The 18,324-nt window shown below is 50.0% G+C and carries 19 protein-coding genes; 12 read left to right on the forward strand and 7 right to left on the reverse strand.

The window, feature by feature from the left end; translation table 11 throughout:
- Positions 1–34 precede the first annotated feature (34 nt).
- Together hisA and MTH_RS03975 are read left to right on the forward strand one after the other, a co-directional pair.
- Positions 35–775 carry a 1-(5-phosphoribosyl)-5-[(5-phosphoribosylamino)methylideneamino]imidazole-4-carboxamide isomerase gene (hisA, locus tag MTH_RS03970; RefSeq protein ID WP_048060911.1) on the forward strand — a complete coding sequence of 247 codons (741 nt, stop codon included), beginning with the start codon at positions 35–37 and terminating at the stop codon, positions 773–775.
- A gap of 22 nt (positions 776–797) precedes the next feature.
- A complete protein-coding gene (locus MTH_RS03975; protein ID WP_010876477.1) occupies positions 798–1,253 on the forward strand; it encodes an adenylyltransferase/cytidyltransferase family protein in 456 nt (151 codons plus the stop codon).
- 67 nt (positions 1,254–1,320) lie between these two features.
- On the opposite strand, the gene MTH_RS03980 is transcribed toward MTH_RS03975, so the two are convergent.
- The gene (locus MTH_RS03980; protein WP_010876478.1) at positions 1,321–2,172 is read right to left on the reverse strand and encodes a transglutaminase-like domain-containing protein; all 852 of its coding nucleotides are present in this window, start codon (positions 2,170–2,172) and stop codon (positions 1,321–1,323) included.
- A 314-nt stretch (positions 2,173–2,486) separates the two neighbouring features.
- Between MTH_RS03980 and argC the strand changes: the two genes are divergently transcribed.
- The 6 genes from argC to MTH_RS04010 all read left to right on the forward strand — a co-directional run bounded on the left by argC (position 2,487) and on the right by MTH_RS04010 (position 8,438).
- Positions 2,487–3,491 (forward strand): N-acetyl-gamma-glutamyl-phosphate reductase, encoded by a 1,005-nt coding sequence (gene argC, locus MTH_RS03985; protein ID WP_010876479.1) that lies wholly within the window; start codon positions 2,487–2,489, stop codon positions 3,489–3,491.
- An 80-nt stretch (positions 3,492–3,571) separates the two neighbouring features.
- Positions 3,572–4,069, forward strand: coding sequence for a flavodoxin family protein (locus MTH_RS03990; protein WP_048060912.1), 498 nt, complete (start codon positions 3,572–3,574; stop codon positions 4,067–4,069).
- Positions 4,070–4,196: 127 nt separating this feature from the next.
- Complete coding sequence (locus tag MTH_RS03995) at positions 4,197–4,946, forward strand: protein translocase subunit SecF (RefSeq protein ID WP_338101050.1); 750 nt, start codon at positions 4,197–4,199, stop codon at positions 4,944–4,946.
- The gene (locus tag MTH_RS04000) at positions 4,943–6,154 is read left to right on the forward strand and encodes a preprotein translocase subunit SecD (protein WP_010876482.1); all 1,212 of its coding nucleotides are present in this window, start codon (positions 4,943–4,945) and stop codon (positions 6,152–6,154) included. Before MTH_RS03995 ends, MTH_RS04000 begins: the two co-directional genes overlap by 4 nt.
- 68 nt (positions 6,155–6,222) lie before the next feature.
- Complete coding sequence (gene pyrI / locus MTH_RS04005; RefSeq protein ID WP_394295914.1) at positions 6,223–6,693, forward strand: aspartate carbamoyltransferase regulatory subunit; 471 nt, start codon at positions 6,223–6,225, stop codon at positions 6,691–6,693.
- A gap of 74 nt (positions 6,694–6,767) precedes the next feature.
- A complete protein-coding gene (locus MTH_RS04010) occupies positions 6,768–8,438 on the forward strand; it encodes a pseudomurein-binding repeat-containing protein (RefSeq protein ID WP_048060914.1) in 1,671 nt (556 codons plus the stop codon).
- Positions 8,439–8,553: 115 nt separating this feature from the next.
- On the opposite strand, the gene MTH_RS04015 is transcribed toward MTH_RS04010, so the two are convergent.
- The 4 genes from MTH_RS04015 to MTH_RS04030 form a co-directional block, all read right to left on the reverse strand.
- Positions 8,554–9,348, reverse strand: a complete 795-nt coding sequence (locus tag MTH_RS04015) for a succinylglutamate desuccinylase/aspartoacylase family protein (RefSeq protein ID WP_010876485.1) — start codon at positions 9,346–9,348, stop codon at positions 8,554–8,556.
- A 96-nt stretch (positions 9,349–9,444) separates the two neighbouring features.
- Positions 9,445–10,620 carry a GMC family oxidoreductase N-terminal domain-containing protein gene (locus MTH_RS04020; protein WP_010876486.1) on the reverse strand — a complete coding sequence of 392 codons (1,176 nt, stop codon included), beginning with the start codon at positions 10,618–10,620 and terminating at the stop codon, positions 9,445–9,447.
- A gap of 22 nt (positions 10,621–10,642) precedes the next feature.
- Complete coding sequence (locus tag MTH_RS04025; protein ID WP_010876487.1) at positions 10,643–11,029, reverse strand: 4Fe-4S binding protein; 387 nt, start codon at positions 11,027–11,029, stop codon at positions 10,643–10,645.
- Positions 11,026–12,570: a homocysteine biosynthesis protein gene (locus MTH_RS04030; RefSeq protein WP_010876488.1), complete on the reverse strand. Its 1,545-nt coding sequence runs from the start codon at positions 12,568–12,570 to the stop codon at positions 11,026–11,028. Before MTH_RS04030 ends, MTH_RS04025 begins: the two co-directional genes overlap by 4 nt.
- 172 nt (positions 12,571–12,742) lie before the next feature.
- On the opposite strand from MTH_RS04030, the gene MTH_RS04035 reads away from it, so the two are divergent.
- From MTH_RS04035 to MTH_RS04050, 4 genes are all read left to right on the forward strand, one after another.
- Positions 12,743–14,107 (forward strand): TldD/PmbA family protein, encoded by a 1,365-nt coding sequence (locus tag MTH_RS04035; RefSeq protein ID WP_010876489.1) that lies wholly within the window; start codon positions 12,743–12,745, stop codon positions 14,105–14,107.
- On the forward strand, positions 14,104–14,682 hold the full coding sequence (locus MTH_RS04040; protein WP_010876490.1) for a TIGR00296 family protein: 579 nt from the start codon (positions 14,104–14,106) through the stop codon (positions 14,680–14,682). The genes MTH_RS04035 and MTH_RS04040 overlap by 4 nt, the downstream gene beginning before the upstream one ends.
- Positions 14,683–14,783: 101 nt before the next feature.
- The gene (locus tag MTH_RS04045) at positions 14,784–15,794 is read left to right on the forward strand and encodes an NOG1 family protein (RefSeq protein WP_010876491.1); all 1,011 of its coding nucleotides are present in this window, start codon (positions 14,784–14,786) and stop codon (positions 15,792–15,794) included.
- Entirely contained in the window at positions 15,757–16,224 is a 468-nt protein-coding gene (locus MTH_RS04050; RefSeq protein ID WP_238374245.1) for an Hsp20/alpha crystallin family protein, read from the forward strand. The genes MTH_RS04045 and MTH_RS04050 overlap by 38 nt, the downstream gene beginning before the upstream one ends.
- Before the next feature lie 463 nt (positions 16,225–16,687).
- Here the strand turns inward: MTH_RS04050 and MTH_RS04055 are convergent, their stop codons facing one another.
- Both MTH_RS04055 and MTH_RS04060 read right to left on the reverse strand, forming a co-directional pair.
- Positions 16,688–17,692 carry an SIS domain-containing protein gene (locus MTH_RS04055; RefSeq protein ID WP_010876493.1) on the reverse strand — a complete coding sequence of 335 codons (1,005 nt, stop codon included), beginning with the start codon at positions 17,690–17,692 and terminating at the stop codon, positions 16,688–16,690.
- On the reverse strand, positions 17,689–18,252 hold the full coding sequence (locus tag MTH_RS04060) for a thiamine-phosphate synthase family protein (RefSeq protein ID WP_048060915.1): 564 nt from the start codon (positions 18,250–18,252) through the stop codon (positions 17,689–17,691). Before MTH_RS04060 ends, MTH_RS04055 begins: the two co-directional genes overlap by 4 nt.
- Positions 18,253–18,324 lie beyond the last annotated feature (72 nt).

Consider the following 18,324-nt stretch of genomic DNA (forward strand, 5'->3'; position numbering starts at 1 on the left):
CCCCAAACAGGAGATTACTGACAGCAGTGATAAAATGAGCTTTTGGAAGGACAGAATGCTTATAATACCGGCCGTGGATATAAAGGATGGAAAATGTGTTCAGCTTGTTCAGGGAAAACCCGGTACGGAGCAGGTCGTGCTTGATGATCCTGCCGGAGTTGCTGGAAGGTGGGAATCCCTGGGGGCTGAAACAATCCATGTTGTGGACCTTGATGGGGCCCTTGGTCTTGAGAAGAATACAGGTATACTGAAGGAGATCACAGAGAGAGTTTCAGTGCCCCTCCAGATAGGTGGAGGTATAAGGAGTAGAGAATATGCAGGGAAACTCCTTGATATGGGCTTTGAGAGGGTTATACTGGGCACCATGGCCATAGAAAATCCGGCCATCGTTGAGGAACTTGCAGGTGAATACGGATCGGAACGCATAATGGTCTCACTTGATAGCAGGGACTCACGGGTTGTTATAAGGGGATGGACAGAGAAGGTCCCCTTCACAGCAGAGGAGATGGCCAGGAAATTCCAGGAGAGGGGAGCTGGTAGCATACTCTTTACCAACGTGGACTTCGAGGGTCTTCTCTCAGGATTTGACCTGAAACCCGTGAGTGAACTTGTGGAGGCAGTTGAGATACCTGTAATCTACTCCGGGGGTGTTAGCAGCCTAAATGACCTGAGGATGCTGCAGGGGACCGGTGTAATGGGGGTCGTTATAGGATCAGCCATCTACAGGGGCCTCATAGACCTCACCGAGGCCCTCAAATATCAGGACCTTAAATGAACACCTTCAGCAGGATGATAAAATGAAGACAGTTATGGCAACAGGCACCTTTGACATAATACACCCCGGACATGGGTTCTTCCTTGAGGAGGCCAGGAAACTTGGTGGGGAGGACGCCAGGCTGGTGGTTGTCCTTGCAAGGGACTCCACAGTCAGGGCCCGCAAGAGAACCCCCATAGTCGGTGAGAAACAGAGGCTTGAGGTTGTCAGGATGCTGAAGCCTGTTGATGAGGCCTACCTTGGCAGTGAGACCGATATGTTTGAGATAGTGCACCGTATAAAACCTGACATCATCGCCATTGGCCCCGATCAGAAGTTTGATGTTGATGAGCTGCGTGATGAGCTCAGGAGGAGGGGCCTTGGATGTGAGGTCAGGAGGATAGAGAAGTACAGGGACGCTGAACTTGACAGCACCTGCAAGATAATTAAAAGGATCCGCAGCATGGAATTCGATGAGGACTCACTTAAAAACTGTTGATGGTGAAGCAGAGATAGTGCCTCGATTTTTAAGCTGCAAAATAAAAAAAATAAGTTATTTTTGAAGATCAGAATGGTAGCTCTGCGTAAACGCCCTTTATAAATGCACTGGACCTGTCCCAGTTATTCACTGTTCCCAGGGCATTTGAGAAACTTGTTGCATCGGCGTCATACCATCTTCCATTGACGTACAGCTGTCCCCAGACGTGTCCATAGGTGTTACCGCTCCTGAATACACAGTTACCATGCATGTACCTTGCGGGTATGCCTGATGCCCTGGCAAGGGCAACAAGAAGGTGTGTATGGTCGCAGCAATTTGCTGATCCACTGTGGAGTGTACCAACGGCGCCTTTACGTGTATTGTAGTAGAAACTGTAGTCTATGCTGTCACGGACCCAGTTAAAGATCCTTACCGCCTTATCATAGGTTGAGTTACAGCCTGATGTGAGGTTACTGCTTAGAGAAGAGATCTCCTCATCCGAAACCTGGCAGTTATCGGTTTCCTTCAGATAATCAGAGAGTTCAGCGTATCCGACCCTTGTAACCTTTCTGTATCGTGTCTCGGTAACCCAGCGGTAGGTCTTTTTGTACCGGGTCACATAGGTGTAGGCATAGGTGTAACGGACCCTGTATTTCCCCTTCCGGTAGTAGTAGGTCCTGGTGGCCTTTTTAACCTTCACCCTGTAGGGCTTAAGGTAGGATACCTTCACCCGCACCTTATAGGGGACGTATTCATGGTAGGTGTAGTTCACTGTGGTCGATGCTGATGCCTTTGTATATGCAGCACTTGTGTTTCCGGTTGTACTGGATGTTAGATTTGATTCAGCTGCATTCACATCTCCAGCAGGCAGTACCACTACTCCGAGAAGCAGCAGTAATGCAAGTATCGAGTGACGCTTAATTTTACCGCCTCCATTCATGGGGAAGATATCCCCATGGACAGTTAAAGGTTGTCCATGAAATACTTATAAATTTTGGTGGCCACGACCGGGTCAGTGATGGACATTATATGGGTGGGAGGCCCCACCATACCCTCGCAGACTATCCAGAGTACCCAGGTCAGTGATGGACATTATATAGGTGGGTATAGGTGGGAGGCGTACCGCCGTCACAGGTGATTAGAGGTGGCCGCCAGCACGGATTATCATATCAGTTAAGGCATCTAAACCATAACACCTTATTAAATCAGTTCACCAAAGTAATTATCACAGTCAAGTCAATTAAGGTGATCAAGATGATAAGTGTGGGTATTATCGGAGCCAGTGGATACACTGGAGGTGAACTGCTGCGACTCCTCGAGAACCACAGGGAGGTGGAGGTGGTCTCAGCCACATCGAGGCAGTACAGTGGTGTTCCCGTGTCGAGGGTGCATCCACACCTCCAGGACACTGACCTGAAGTTTGAAGACGTCGGTGCCGGTGAAATAGACGCGGACCTTGTCTTCACAGCCACCCCCCACGGGGCCTCAATGAAGATCGTCCCCCAGCTTATAGAGAGGGGTATAAGGGTGGTGGACCTCAGCGGTGACTACCGCTTTGATGACACTGAAACCTATGAGGAATGGTATGGAATCAAACACGAAAGCCCCCTCGAAGCGGTTTATGGTCTTCCTGAGATACACAGGGAGGAAATAGCCTCCGCAGATCTTGTGGCAAATCCTGGCTGTTTCCCGACGGGTGCAATACTTGCATGTCTCCCCCTGGTATATGAGAAGATTGCAGATACATTCATAATCGATTCGAAGACAGGGGTGAGTGGTGCGGGTGTTAAGCCAACAGCCCTGACCCATTACCCTCACTGCAGTGATAATGTAATTCCCTACAATGTAACAGGCCACAGGCATACACCGGAGATAAGGCAGGAACTCTCAAGGCTGAATCCTGTGAGGCTCAGCTTCACACCACACCTCGTCCCGGTGACAAGGGGCATCCTTACAACAGCCCACACCTTCCTCCTTGAGGACCTGGAGCAGGGCGAAATCGCAGACATATTCATGGGATTCTATGATGGAGAACCCTTTGTAAGGGTTGTTGAGGGTATCCCTGGGCTCAGTGCAGTCAGGGGCTCCAACTTCTGCCAGATCGGATGCTTTGAGGTTGATGATAATCAGAGGGCTGTTATAGTATCAGCCATAGACAACCTTGTGAAGGGCGCATCCGGTCAGGCCATCCAGAACATGAACATAATGTTCGGGTTCAGGGAGGTCGAGGGTCTTGATTTCCCCGGGATGTACCCATAGCACAGGACCGTTATTAAATGGGCAGAAATATATATGATGCCATCAAATCTCATCCCTAGGTGAATAAGCTGAGTGATATGATGAAAACGTGTGTAATTTATTATTCTCGCAGCGGGAACACTGCAATGGTTGCAAGGACCCTTGCAGAGGAACTGAATGCTGATCTTATTGAGATCAGGGACCTTGATGATAGAAAAGGATTCATGAGCAGTTTCAGATCATCCATAGATGCCCTTCGAGAGTCAAAGACACCAATCAAGCCCGAAAAGGTCGACCTTTCAGGTTACGACCTTGTATACCTTGGAACACCCACCTGGGCAGGTAAACCCGCCCCCGCAATAATAACACTCATAGACAGGGTGGATTTCCTTGGAAAGGACGTGATACTTTTCACCACCATGAGCCGGCAGGGAGGTGAGGGTGCGATAGAGCGAATGGCAGAGAAGATAGGAGCACGGGGAGGAAGGATCATAAATTTCTTCATCCAGAAAACCGCGGGCAAAGAACTCATCCAGGTGAGGGAGGATACCCTCAGAACAATCAATGAGAAGGACCTGAAGATATACGAAGCCAGGTGATCTATTTGACAGATGGGAGAAACTTTAAAGGTGATCGTCTTGATTGACCGCATTTTAAAGTCATACAGGCCACTCATAGCCATACCAGCAGCCATAACTGTAATTGCGCTACTTCTCGTTGTCTTCAATGGACTCAACGAGAGTCGTGGACCTTAAGGGTGGAGCCCTTGCAGAGCTGACCCTCGAGAAGAGCGTTACCCAGGCCGAACTGGAATCGCTCCTCAGGGAGAAACTGGGCACAGGAGACATTAAGGTCCTCTCCATAAGAGGGGAAAGGGTGACGGTACAGTTCGGTACAGACATGGATGTTGTGAAGGTGAGTGAAGCCCTCAGGGGCACCGCAACCATCAACAGTTACAAGGCAGTCGGTCCCGTTCTGAGCAAACAGGCCATGAACCAGATCTACTGGGCCATTGGCTTCGCATTCCTCTTCATGTCGGTGACGGTTTTCATAATATTCAGGGACCCGGTCCCCTCACTGGCAGTTATACTCGCAGCAGCATCTGATATCATAATAGCCGTGGGTGGGATGTCACTCTTTGGCATACCCCTCTCACTGGCATCTGTCGGTGCGATACTGATGCTCATAGGTTACAGCGTGGACACAGACATACTCCTTACCACAAGGGTCCTTAAACGCAGGAAGGGGACCATAAACGAGAGGGCCCTGGGGGCCATGAAGACGGGTGTTACAATGTCCATAGCTGCAATCGCATCAATGGCAGCACTCTACCTTGTGACGGTGTTTGTGATGCCCGAGGCCAGGGTGCTGAGTGATATAGCAGCAGTCCTGATAATTGGGCTCCTGGCGGATATCCTGACCACATGGCTCATGAACCTTGGAATTCTGAGATGGTACCTGGAGGTTAGATCATGAACAGGAAGGTATCAAAGTTTCTTAAGGATTACAGGGTGATACTCCTCATAGTCCTCGTGGCGGCGAGTATCACTGCAATATCAACCATGGGTATTCAGCAGGGACTTGACCTTCAGGGAGGGTCACTCATACAGATACAGCTCGAGAGGCCGGTTGATGCCGCCACCATGAACACCGTAACCAGTGTACTTGATAAGAGGCTCAACATATTCGGTGTGAAGGATGTGAAGGTGCGTGCAAGCGGAGACCAGAACGTTATAGTTGAAATTGCTGGCGTCCAGCCGGACCAGGTCGCAGATATAGTTGGTAAACCCGGTAAGTTTGAGGCAAAGATAGGTAACGAGACCGTTCTCACAGGCACAGATATTGTGAGCGTCCAGCCCCCCATAATAACCGGGAATGAATGGGAGGTCCCATTCAGACTCTCAACAGATGGCGCCAGGAAGTTCGCAGAGGCAGCCAGGGGCAAGGCAGGAGAACCCGTTAAGATGTACCTGGACGACCGCCTCATAACAGCCCCTGAAATATCAGCCGAGGTTGCCACTGGAAAACCGGTCACAGATGTCAGGATAACAGGGGCAGAGAACAGCAAGGCAGAGGCCGAGGTCCAGGCGAAGGAGATAGAGACCCTCCTCAAATCAGGTTCGCTGCCGGTTAAGGTTAAGATAGTCGGTGTGAGCAGCGTATCCCCTGAACTCGGAAAACAGTTCGCAGAGGGTGCAGTGATCGCCGGGCTTCTCGCGGTTCTGGCAATAGCGGTGATACTCATAGTGAGGTACCGCAGCCCAATCCTCGTCCTGCCAATATTTTTCACAACCCTCGCAGAGCTCCTGCTTATACTGGGAGCGGCTGCTGTTATCCGGTGGAACATCGACCTTGCAGCCATAGCAGGTATACTGGCAGCGATAGGTACCGGGGTGGACGACCAGATAATCATAACAGACGAGGTCCTCTCGGGTGAGGGCCGCAGAACAAGGAGGAAGTTCAGGATAAAGGACGCCTTCTTCATAATATTCGCATCAGCAGGTACCCTCATAGCTGCAATGCTTCCACTGGCATACATAGGCTTTTCAAGGGGTGCCACAGGTATAGGTCTCCTTGCTGGCTTTGCATTCACAACGGTCCTCGGAGTCATCATAGGAGTCTTCATCACAAGACCAGTGTATGCAAGATTCATTGAAACCTTCAACGTTGCTGGAAGAAAATAGGAGGGTCCTCACCAGTGAAGGGGAATAGGGGATGTCCCTTCCCCATTCAACGTCAGATAATAAGAGGGATGGATATGAAGAAACCCTTTGAACTGAGGGTCAAACCAATAAAGAACGGAACAGTTATCGATCATATAACCGCAAACAGATCTCTGAATGTCCTCAACATCCTTGGGCTCCCTGATGGGCGCAGCAAGGTGACCGTTGCCATGAATATGGATTCCTCCCAGCTTGGATCCAAGGACATAGTTAAAATAGAGAACAGGGAACTCAAACCCTCGGAGGTTGACCAGATAGCCCTCATAGCCCCCAGAGCTACAATAAACATTGTGAGGGATTATAAGATTGTTGAGAAGGCCAAGGTGAGGCTCATGGATGAGGTGAGGGGCATCCTCAGATGTCCCAACCCCAACTGCATCACAAACAGTGACGAGGGTGTTGAGAACCGTTTCTATGTCATCTCAGAGGAACCCGTTCTCCTACGCTGCTACTACTGTGAGCGCCTCATTGAGGCTGATGAGATAGAGTCACAGTTCTAGGAGTGATACCATGAAATTTGAATACCCTGAAAGCCAGATCACCCAGAGCCAGTCACAGTTCCAGGAGTGATACCATGAGATTGAAGTTAGCTGTCATTCTGATGGCATTCCTCCTTTTAGTTTCGCCTGCATCTGCAGCACTTTTTGTAACGAACCCCTCCCATGCTGTCATAACTGCACCTGCAGCGGCCCATACAGATGGCAGGTTGATAATCAGCAGTTACACGCCTGAGAAGTCTGTGGTGAAGTATCTCAGGGGCCAGAACCCGGTGGTTGTCGGCGATATAAGGTTAAACGGGACCAGGATCCCTGCAAGGACATCTTCACTTGCACGTTACTGGACCCGGAGTGACGTGGTTGTTCTGGGGACAGGGTCAGACATTTCAGCAGCATATCTTGCAATAAAAAACGATGCTCCCCTGCTTATAGCCGGTAAAACATTACCAGCAGCCACCAGGACAGAAATAAAACGTTTAAAGCCCAGGAGCATAATCATATGCGCATCTCCGTCAGCCATACCGTCCTCATCCCTGAGGGGTCTTGGAATACCCTGCAGGCGGGTCTGGTATGGAAGTGATGCTGCAACCCTCAGCGCAGTCCGGCCAGCATCTTCACGGAAGGTATCAGCGCCAGGGAAGCTTCTGCCGGTTGCCATGGTAATCTGGAAGACCAGGGCATCCTACAGTATTTCAACAGGAGTGAAGGTCAACGGCACATCCCTCTGGTCTTCAGGGTACCCCACAACCTCGATTATAATGAACCGTTACGCATCAGGCAACCCAGAAACCATATACATAAGCTCTGACAGGCTCAGTGGTGTGAATGGCAGGAGCCTGATGGAGTCCATAAGGGCCGAGATAAGTGGTTCAGCCAGGGTCATAATTGATGAGAAGTCACCCGCCCCTGGAGAGGCTGACCGGGCGATTAAGAACGCCCCGAATGGTTCGCTGGCTGTTTACATAGCTGCAGCATGTCCCGGCACAATGTACGGTACTGTATCAGGCGTGAAGAAAGGGTACCTGAGATCCTATGCCAGTGGACTTGATGGTATCGTCTATGTGAACTATGGAAGTCTCAACCTTGCCTCGACTGGATACCTGCCGAGGGCCTGGGACGATAACTTCTCCAGCGCATACTTCGCAGGGATAAATGAACCTGCAAGATTCCTGAGGGATGCAGGTATACTTCTCATAGAACCCAAGAACTTCAGCCGTGATGAACAGATACACCTCACAGCCATGAAGCTGATTGACTATGCCTACTCTGCAGATGGAGATCACCTGGGGGATATGGATACCTCCAGATACGTTGCAAGGCATGAGATTGACCCCACAACGCTATCCACAGACGCCAGGAGAATAGTCAGGGGAGAGGCCACGTTAATGCCCCGGCAGGAATGGGTATACCTTGCATCACAGTACATTGCAGGGCTTCCCATAAGGAAGAACACCACAGGGATATCAGATGCCTCATCATCCATTAACACCTACACCGGGACACTGTCAAGGACAGAGTACCGTGACGTTGCACGGAGGGTCTATGAGTTCACCAGGCGTAATGGCAGGCTCCCATCATATGTGCAGGTGGGTGCTGATAAGATCGGCAGGGATGAATACACAGCCATGTTTGCACAGATAATCCAGAACCACACCGAAAGGAGCAAGATGGTGTTCCCATCATCTGTGAAGGTCGGTGAGAGCCTGATTGACAGTGTGGTGGAGTTCATAAAGGACCTCATCACCTGAAACTTTCATTTTTTCAAAAAAACCGTTAAAAAAGATAAAAATGAACCCTTCATTTTTCAGAAAAAAAGCCTGAGGGGATAAAATAGTAAGATAAAATAGAGACTCCTCTTAAAGATCAGATGACCCCATTGTACTTGAGGAAGCCTATCATTTGAGTATAGGATTTTGTGACACTTCCAGATGCCACTGAGCCATGGGGAGATCTGACCTCAGCGGTCACTGCAGGGATACCTGCAAGGTTGCATACATCCTCAAGGGCTCCCGGATAATCCTTACCTGCAACCTGAGCCGGTATGAAGGCTGACCCGCTGTAACGGCTCATCTGGTATGCCATGCGGTAGCTTTCATAGGTGGGGATCCTTGTACAGAGGATGGATGTTTTCCCCGGGACTCCCCCAGGCCTTGTTGAATGGAAGTCACCGACTGCATCCACGTCCCTTGAAAGTGCAATCTGGAGTATCCTGTTTGTGGGTGTCCCCCTGATATTCGCTATGCTGTTGGGGTTCTTACCCTTCCAGTATCTGTAAGTTTTCGCGGTGGATGATGGTATGAGGAAGGGTACAACGTAGACAGTGCCTCTGATATTCCTGCCAGATAAGTAGTTTATGAGTTTCACAGCGGCTATGGACGCTGGAAGTTCATTTCCATGGACACCCGCCACTATTATAACTTTCTTCCCCCCTCCATTGCCAAATGTGAACATGGGTGTTCCCTTTCTGGCTGCCTGGAACACCTCGGACGTTACCTGGGTCCTGGGGGTGTACTTCTTTATGTAGTAGTTCTTTGACACATCCCCCCCTGTACCCGTGTAGATTATCTCAGTTTTGATGGCTGATGCTACCTGAAGAGTGGAGAACAGAAGCACAGCCGAAAATAGGAGGGTCATGATTTTAAGCCATGAGTTTTTCATAATTTCACCTTTGATATAGGTATGTTATCGCCGATATAAAAAAATAATCCAGAAATTGAATAACAGCAGCATGTATTAAGATCGGGAAAGGCTCCATCATAAAACTGAAACTATATGGCGTGCCAGACGCCTTGCAAGTGCCATTATGGTAAGTATGGGTGGAGCACCAGGCGCTGCTGGCAGCACACTCGCATCGGCCACAAAGAGGCCCTCAATGGAGGTCTCCAGGTTCTCATCAACAACCTCCCCCAGGGAAGCGGTACCACCAGGGTGGGCCCCCCTGGGTCTCGTGGACCTCAACGTGCCCGCCCCAACACCGGCCCGTGAGAGTATGCTCCCTGCAATGGCTGCACCCCCTGAGAGGAGACTGATGTCCCTGACGGTGTGGTGCTTGACAATCCTGTCGGCCTCCACACGTCCAGATCTCTCATCGGCTATCTTAACCATGATACCCAGGACGTTCCTCCTATCATCCTCAGGGAACAGGAGGGTTGAGAAGTGGGGTGAGAGTATAACACCATCAAGTTCTATGAGGGCGTTCATCTGGACCTCATCACAGAACCCAACCCCCTCAAGTATACCCCCCACGGTCACAAAGGTGTCCATGAAGAGTCCGTTACCTGCATCTATACCCGCCCTCATGAGTATCCTGGGGGTTTCGATGGCTCCAGCTGCCAGCACAACCGTTTCATCATGGAAATCTCCCCGGGATGTTCTCAGACCCGAAACTGATCCATTCCTGACAATTATGTTCTTTGCCTCGGTTTCTTCAATGAGAACAGCCCCGTGTTCAACTGCCTCATCAAGGAATCTCCTTGCAGACCACTTAGCAGCCCTCGGGCATCCGAATGAGCATTTACCGCAGGGCCTGCATTTATCAGGGTCTATGAATTTAGGCATCTTCTTTACACCGAGACCAAGGGATTCTGCAGCATCCATTATCAGGGCTGTGCCCCTGCCGGTGTGGGTGTCTGGAAGCTCCCTTACCCTGAGTTCAGCCTCAATGGCATGGAGGTCCTCTGTTATGTCAACCCCATAGTCCTTAAGGGTGTTCTCAAGGACCCGGACGGCGTTTCCTGCGGCAACAAGGGTTGACCCTCCAGCGCAGCTTGTCCTCAAGATATCCACATCGGGAGCTTCATCATAGCACAGGAATGCATCGGAATCCTTAACACAGGGGCCCCTCTCAATTACGGTAACGTCAATGCCCCGGATGGCAAGTTCCCTTGCAAGGGTTGCACCTCCAGCACCGGAGCCAACCACAAGGACCATGATAGTTCCCTCTTTTCAGCTATCAATCAAGCAGCACTATGGCCTTTGTGGGGCAGGAGTTTACACAGAAGCTGCAGCCGATACATTTCCTGTCATCGAGGACTATCTCCCAGTCATCCTCGATACATATGGCGCCAACCGGGCAGAGGGATACGCAGGCACCACAGTCCATGCACTTCTCACGGTCCTTCTTAACGACCCTCACTGCGGGGTGCACCTCTATACCGGCCTCCTCTATGAAGTCTATCCCCTCCCTCTCCTCGGGGCCGCTGATCTCAACAAGCATCTTACCCCCACGGGGTGTGATGTTTGCCCTCAGGATGTTGAACTCGATGTCATACTTCTTTATGGCTTCTGATATTATTGACTTGTTAACAATGTTCGGTGAGAATTTAAGCCAGGCCTTCATATTGATTCTCCCCTCTTATCAACTTTCCCTATTAACCTTGAAATGTCCTCCGCGGTCACTATACCCTTAACGCGGTTTTCATCATCAACTATGGGTAAACCTGAAATGTTATACTTATCTATGCGTCTTGCAACAACGTCCACGGGCTCATTTTCCCTTGCAACAACCACCTTGCGGGTCATGATATCCCTGAGTTTCCTCTTACCCCTTGCCACGGCGTCTGCAATGTCCCATGATGTTACGATACCCCTCAGGACGCCCTCACTGTCAACGACGGGTATGTGGTTTATGTTATTGTCAACCATCTTCCTGGCCACATCCTTAAGGTCGTCCTCCTGGTGGGTTATGATGACCGGTTTGCTCTCAAGTTCCCGCACCATGATGGAGGGTCTTCTTATCTCAAGGGGTCGGGTGGCTGATCTTGAGGGTAGGCGCTTAACTGGCTCTGTGAGCAGGAAGTCGCCCCTTTCAATCCATGATTTGAGTTCCTCTGCAATCTTCAGGGCCCTCCTGATTGATGAGAGTGGTGATGCCGGGACCTCCATGCCATTTATTTCAATCTTCCCTGATCTGAGCTCCTTATAATTGGTCTCCTTAATCACGGGCCTTGATCTCCCTGGTACACCATAATCAATGACCCTGCAGACTATATCCTCATCTGATATTCCTGTTGAAGCCGCTATGTCCTCGTTGAGTACTGGTATGGGTATCCCTGCGCCCACGTAGAGTGTTGGGCCGTACCTGGGCATTGTGGCTCCCCTCACATATTCTGGATCCATCTCCTTCATGTTACCCTTCAGCATGAGGGTGCCTGATGGTGAAACAGGTACACCATTTCTCCTCTCAGCCTCTGTTGAGTGCTGGGTACCCTCCCCCACTATGTAGCCCTCTGCGCCGCAGAGGAATATCCTTGTGCCGACACCTATGGTCTGGAAGTAGGGGTCATTCAGGAGGGGACTGAGCTCCCCCGCACTGGAGTAGGTGACGTTTCCATAGTTGGGGAGCAGTGTTCCCATGTAGGTGTAGAGTGTCTCCTCTGTGGAGTTGACCGCCACTGCATAGTTCTGGTAGCAGTTCCTCGGGTTAACCATGACCGCCTGGTTTATGGTCTCAAGGCTTATGAGGGTTTCAACATTCTTGAGGGGGTAGCAGTCTGTTCCATAGGCCTCTGCCACCAGTTCAACCTCCTTCCCCCTTATGAGGTCCTCTATTACATGTGAGCCCCCATAGTCAAGCCCTATGTCGGGGTCACGGTTTGGCTGTGTTGCGCCTATGTAGGCGTCAACTGCCGCGAGTCCAGAGTAAGCCTCAACACCATTGAGGTAGGTCCTTGACATCTTTATGGGAGGATCTGAGTGTCCGAAGTTGAGGAAAGCGCCTGATGAACACATAGCACCAAATGTACCTGTTGTAACAACATCAACTTCCTTTGCAGCGTCCATGGGGCCGTTTTCAGCAACTATCCTTGTCATTTCGGCTGCGGTGACAACCACAGCATCCCCATCCCTGATCTTCTGGTTTATCTCCTCAATTGTCTTCAATTATACCACATCCGGTGCTATCCATAAATGAACTGATTACTGGTATATGGATGTTCATTTAAATATTTTGAGTTCACAGAACCACTGCATGTGAACTTCAGTGTGACATCAAAAGAATCATAAGCACCCACCTACAGAATTAATAAGAGAAACTTTTGAAGGCTGATGGGAAATGGAGATTGACACTGATTATCTTGGCAGCATACTCATGGACATAGAGGATAGGGTGGAATATGCAGATATAAGGGCTGGCACCTCCCGGACCAGTTCCATTCTGATGAAGGACGGTAAACTGCAGGAGGTTAAATCCGGGAGAGCCTCTGGTTTCAGGATAAGGGTGCTGAGGAATGGTTCATGGGGATTCGCCTTTACAGATGAACCCTCCAGGCTCGGTGAAATGGCCCTTAAGGCCATAAAGATGACCGGGTCCCTCAGGGGCGATGTCCAGGTGGGTTCAGGTGCCCCCTCTGTTGACAAAACCATGGTAAGGTCATCCCGGCCGCCCTCAGATGTTCCTGCAGCTGAGAAGCGGGAGCTGGTATCAGATGCACACCATGCCGCATCAGTTGATGGTGTTGTGAGCACCACTGTGAGCTACGTTGACATGGAGAGCTCATCTGCCTTCCTGAACTCAGAGGGGTCACTCATTGAGATGGCTGAGACCAGGGTCGCCCTCTTTCTAAACGCTGTTGCATCGGATGGCTCCGGGATACAGTTCGGCCACAAAAGCTGCGGTGGAACCGGTGGCTTCGAAATACTGGAGAGGGAGGACATTGAGGAGCTCGGTCGCAGGACCGGTGAAAAGGCTGTTAGGCTCCTCAAGGCGAGTCCGCCGCCATCAGGACGCTTTGATATAGTAACTGACCCCGAACTTACGGGTGTATTCATACATGAGGCACTGGGGCACGCAGCCGAGGCAGACCTCATACTGCAGGGTGACTCCATACTCGAGGGTAAACTGGGGGAGAAGATTGCCTCTGAGGGTGTTACCATCATCGACGACCCTACGATTGATGGTTTTGGGAGTTACAGCTACGATGCAGAGGGTGTGAGGGCCGCTGAAACCGTTCTAGTGGAGAACGGCGTCCTCACTTCACTCCTTAACTCCAGGGAAACAGCCTTCAAACTTGGTCTTGAACCATCAGGGAATGCCCGTTCAGCCATAGGGGACCAGCCCATTGTCAGGATGAGCAACACATACCTCAAACCAGGCGATTTATCCTTCGATGAACTCATAGAGGATATCCGGAATGGTGTCTACCTGAGGGGTTCAAGGGGGGGCCAGGTGGATACCGGTAAGGGCATCTTCCAGTTCAATGCTGCTGAGTCATTCCGTATACAGGATGGTGAAATTGCAGAACCCGTCAAGGATGTCTCCCTCTCAGGAAACGTCCTGGAGACCCTCAAAAATGTTGACGGGGTTGGTTCAGACTTCAGGCTGGGGATTGGCTTCTGCGGGAAATCCGGGCAGAGCGTCCCTGTGGGCGATGGGGGCCCCCACGTGAGGATAAGGAATGCCATGGTGGGTGGAACATGAAGTACGCGCCATTATCCCGGGATGAAGGTAGAACTCTTGTTAAAATCGCGAGGATGGCCATAGAGGAGCACCTGCGTGGATCAAAAAACCTCAGACTCCCTGATGATCTCCCTGATGTTTTCAGGCAAAGAAGAGGAGTTTTCGTTACACTTGAGAAGAAAGGGAATCTGAGGGGATGTATAGGTTATCCAGAACCGGTGAAACCCCTGATAGATGCCCTTATTGAGGCCGCCATATCTGCTGCGACAGGTGACCCCAGATTTCCCCCTGTTAAACCTGAGGAGCTCGATGATATAGATGTTGAGGTCAGTGTACTGACACCACCGGAGCCCCTTGAGGTTGAAAGCCCGGCAGATTACCCCAGCCTCATAAGGGTCGGTGTCGACGGTCTGATCGTTGAGAGGGGATGGGCCAGGGGACTTCTCCTTCCACAGGTCGCCACGGAGTGGGGCTGGGACGCTGAGGAGTTCCTCTGCAACACATGTATGAAGGCGGGTCTTCCGCCAGACTGCTTCTATGACCCTGAAACCAGAGTCTACAGGTTCCAGGCCCAGATATTCCATGAAGATGGTTAAAGTTCATGCTGAAGCTAACTGCTCATGAGGGGATTAAAGATATCTCCGCACATCAAGATAAATAGATCCACAGAAGTTACAGGTTTAATGAGAGTGATTTTATGATCATACCCACAGTTCCAACAACAGATGAACTTCTTGATAAGGGATTCCGGAGGGCCAGGAAGGCCGCGTCCCTTAAACGGAGTTCAAAGATTCCTGGCCAGAAGAAGGCCAAGGTTATTGAGTCAACACGTGTCCAGACAGCATGTCAGGTCATAAGGGACCGGTTGAAGATGATAATCCAGAGAATACCTGATATAGAGTCCCTTCCAGAGTTCTACCAGGACTATATAGACGTGACCGTGGGGGTCGATGAACTCAAAAAATCCCTCGGGGCACTTAACTGGGCTGTTGGAATACTTAACCAGCTGGAATCTGATTACATGGCCCGTATAAAACGTTCAAAACCGTCTGATGCATCCCATCTGAGGCGGGAGGCCTTCGGCAGGATATCATCAGTGATAAAGAGGATCGAGGGCGACCTTGATTTTCTTGACTTTGCAAAGAATAAGTTGAGAAACATGCCCACAGTGGACCTTGACGCCTTCACGGTCGTTATAGCAGGCTTCCCCAACGTTGGAAAATCCACACTCCTCAGGACCCTCACCGGTGCAGAGCCTGAGGTGGCAGATTACCCCTTCACCACCAAGGGGATCCAGATAGGTCACCTTGAGCGGAAATGGAAGAGGATACAGGTTATAGACACACCGGGGCTCCTGGACAGACCGGTTGAGGATATGAACAACATAGAACTCCAGGCCATGGTTGCCCTTGAGAACATAGCAGATGTGATAATGTTCATCTTTGACGCCTCTGAAACATGTGGATACACCCTTGAAAGCCAGTACAGCCTTTACCTCGGCATAAGGAGCGTCTTTGACATCCCTGTGGTCACGGTCTTCAACAAGATGGATCTTGCAGAAAATGTTAAGTATCTGGAAGAATATATTAATATGGTTGAAGATCCACTGAAAGTTTCTGCATTCGAGGGCAGAGGGGTCTCCAAGATAATAAAAAAACTGGAGGGGTTATATGAAAAAGAAACTCGAGAAGCCCATGACAATGTTTGAGAAAAGAAGGCTGATGGCTGAGAAGATGATGGAAGACATGATAAAGAACATGAGGGAGATGCAGAAAGAGTTCGAGAAGAAAATCGCAGAGTACGCAGAGAACATACCTGAAAAACTCAGCATGGACGTCATGGAAACAGATGATGCCATAATCATCAAAACCGACCTTCCAGGTGTTAAGAAGGAGGACATCAACATAGAACTGACCGAAAACACCATATCCATATCAGCAGTCTTTGAGGAGGAAGTCGAAATCAAAGAGGCTGATTTCATCAAGAAGGAAAGGAAGTACGGTGAAGCAAAAAGGGAGATGAGGCTACCTGAAAAGATCAGGGTTGAAGATGCCAGTGCAAAGTTTGAAAACGGTGTCCTCACAGTTGAACTTCCAAAGGTTGAGGTCAAGAAGAAACAGACCTTAAAGGTGGAATAAAACCACCAAACTCATTTTTTCAGGAAAACCCGTGCAAAAAGCGAAGGTTGAAGGGAACCCGCCAGCAGTTCATCTGGAGATCATATTAACTGCTCACTGACCCTCCTAATTTTACAGTTCACCTAGGATATAAGGAAACAGCTCTATAGAAATCACACAGAAGCCCCCCAGCGGGGTACATCCAGCAGGATATGGGAAAAATCTATAGAAATAACCCTCACACTGGCATCATACCCCTAACAACCATTTACAGGATCGTGAGTTCTCTGAATAGTTTTAGGCTATGGCCTGGTCTCAGATCTTCTTCATCGGATGCCGTCTAACGTGCATCTGTGTTCTTCACCTCAGATAGCAGAGTGAGAGCCCCTAGTTATGGATACCGTCTAACGTGCATCTGTGTTCTCTGAAGCAGAACATTGGGGTCAGTACTGCTGGTCCTGCCAAAAAAATGTGCTGGATGGGGCTAGTATCTCACCTTACCTATGTGCCTGGTACTGCCTGGGTCCTCCCCGTTGAAATGGGCGAGGTAGTACACGAACCATTCGAGGGGAACTGCAAGTACAAAGGGTGACATGAGCCCGTTAAGGTCAGAGTAATCTGACATCCGGAATACAAGGTTCTCAGCGCCCAGCTTCTCACAGAAACGCAGGGCCCTCTCTGTCAGCTCATCACCTGGCAGCCCAGATTCAAGGAATATAACCGGGACCCCCTCCTCAACCCTTTCAATGAGTCCGTGTCTGAATTCTCCAGAATAGAGTGGACAGGAATGCTTCAGGGCACCCTCCATGAGCATCGTCATTGCGAGTTTGTAGGCCAGTCCATAGTTAGGACCGCTCCCCATACAGTAGAATATATCCTCACCGGAATATTCCTCTGCAAGATCCCTGCACTCAACCTCTGTTCTCCTCAGCAGATCCTCAACCTCACCGGGTAGTTTCTCAAGTTCTCCCATTATCTCATCCGATTTTTCATCACTGTACATCCCGAAGAGTATCCTGTAGAGGGCCAGGAGCTGTGTCATGTAGGTCTTGGTGCCAAGTATTGCCTCCTCACGTCCGCATCGGGTCACTATGGTCTCCATGGATTCAGATGCCATGGTGCTGCCGGGTTCATTGGTTATGGTAACGGTTCTGAGTCCGAGTTCATTCGCCCTCCTGAGTGCTGCGAGGGTATCCGCGGTCTCACCCGACTGTGAGGTGAATATGACTGCAGAGTCACTGTAATCAATCTGTCTGTGATAGTAGAACTCATAGCCAGTCATAACATCCATGTTGACCTCATAGTTCATGGCGATTGCATCCCTTGCACTGTAACAGGTTGAAAGTGAGCTGCCACACCCAACAAGGTATATACGTCTGCATTCCAGTATTTCATTGGATATACGTGCCATTCTGTCCCCTTCAGACTTCAGGGTCCTCCTAAGAGACTCTGGCTGCTCCATGAGTTCATTGAACATCCCATACTTCATCTTGTATCCCCCTTTAAACTTTTATATTTCCTGAGTATCTTGATAGCAAGCTCTGCAACTTCAACAGCATCCCTGCCGGTGAGTACTATCATGGGCTCCTTACCCCATGCCCCCCTGTGGTATATGACGTCTGGAGGGGACTCTGAGTTCCTGAGGGCCTCCTCAACACCCCATGGTATGCTGCCTCCCTCAGTATCCCTCACACTGTCGGGTTCCCTGCTGCGGTCATAGGATGAGACCACAAGACCCATATCCTCACATATACTGATTATACTCTCATCAAATTTAATATTAAGTGCACTTCTTCTCCCCGGGAGGTGTTCATTAAGGGCTATTATGAAGCGGGCCATGTGCGAGGAAGCCCCGTATTCAGGGTCGCGGCACGCGAAGGCCCTTCCCTGAAACTCAGTGATCCTCCCCGGGACCGCAACAACATCCTCTGGACCGCAGGGATTACTCCTCGCCATTACAATATTTGACCTCACCTCAGGTATGAGGATTCCAAAGTCCTCTGCAGAGGAGATCATCTCAAGAGCCCTTCTAACATTTTCTATCTCCATGATCATCACTCAAGAGAATATTTACAGTAAGAAAAGTTATATGTGGATCAGTAATTTATAATTATAATCTTG

Origin of the sequence: Methanothermobacter thermautotrophicus str. Delta H (assembly GCF_000008645.1) — an archaeon.
Taxonomy (GTDB): domain Archaea; phylum Methanobacteriota; class Methanobacteria; order Methanobacteriales; family Methanothermobacteraceae; genus Methanothermobacter; species Methanothermobacter thermautotrophicus.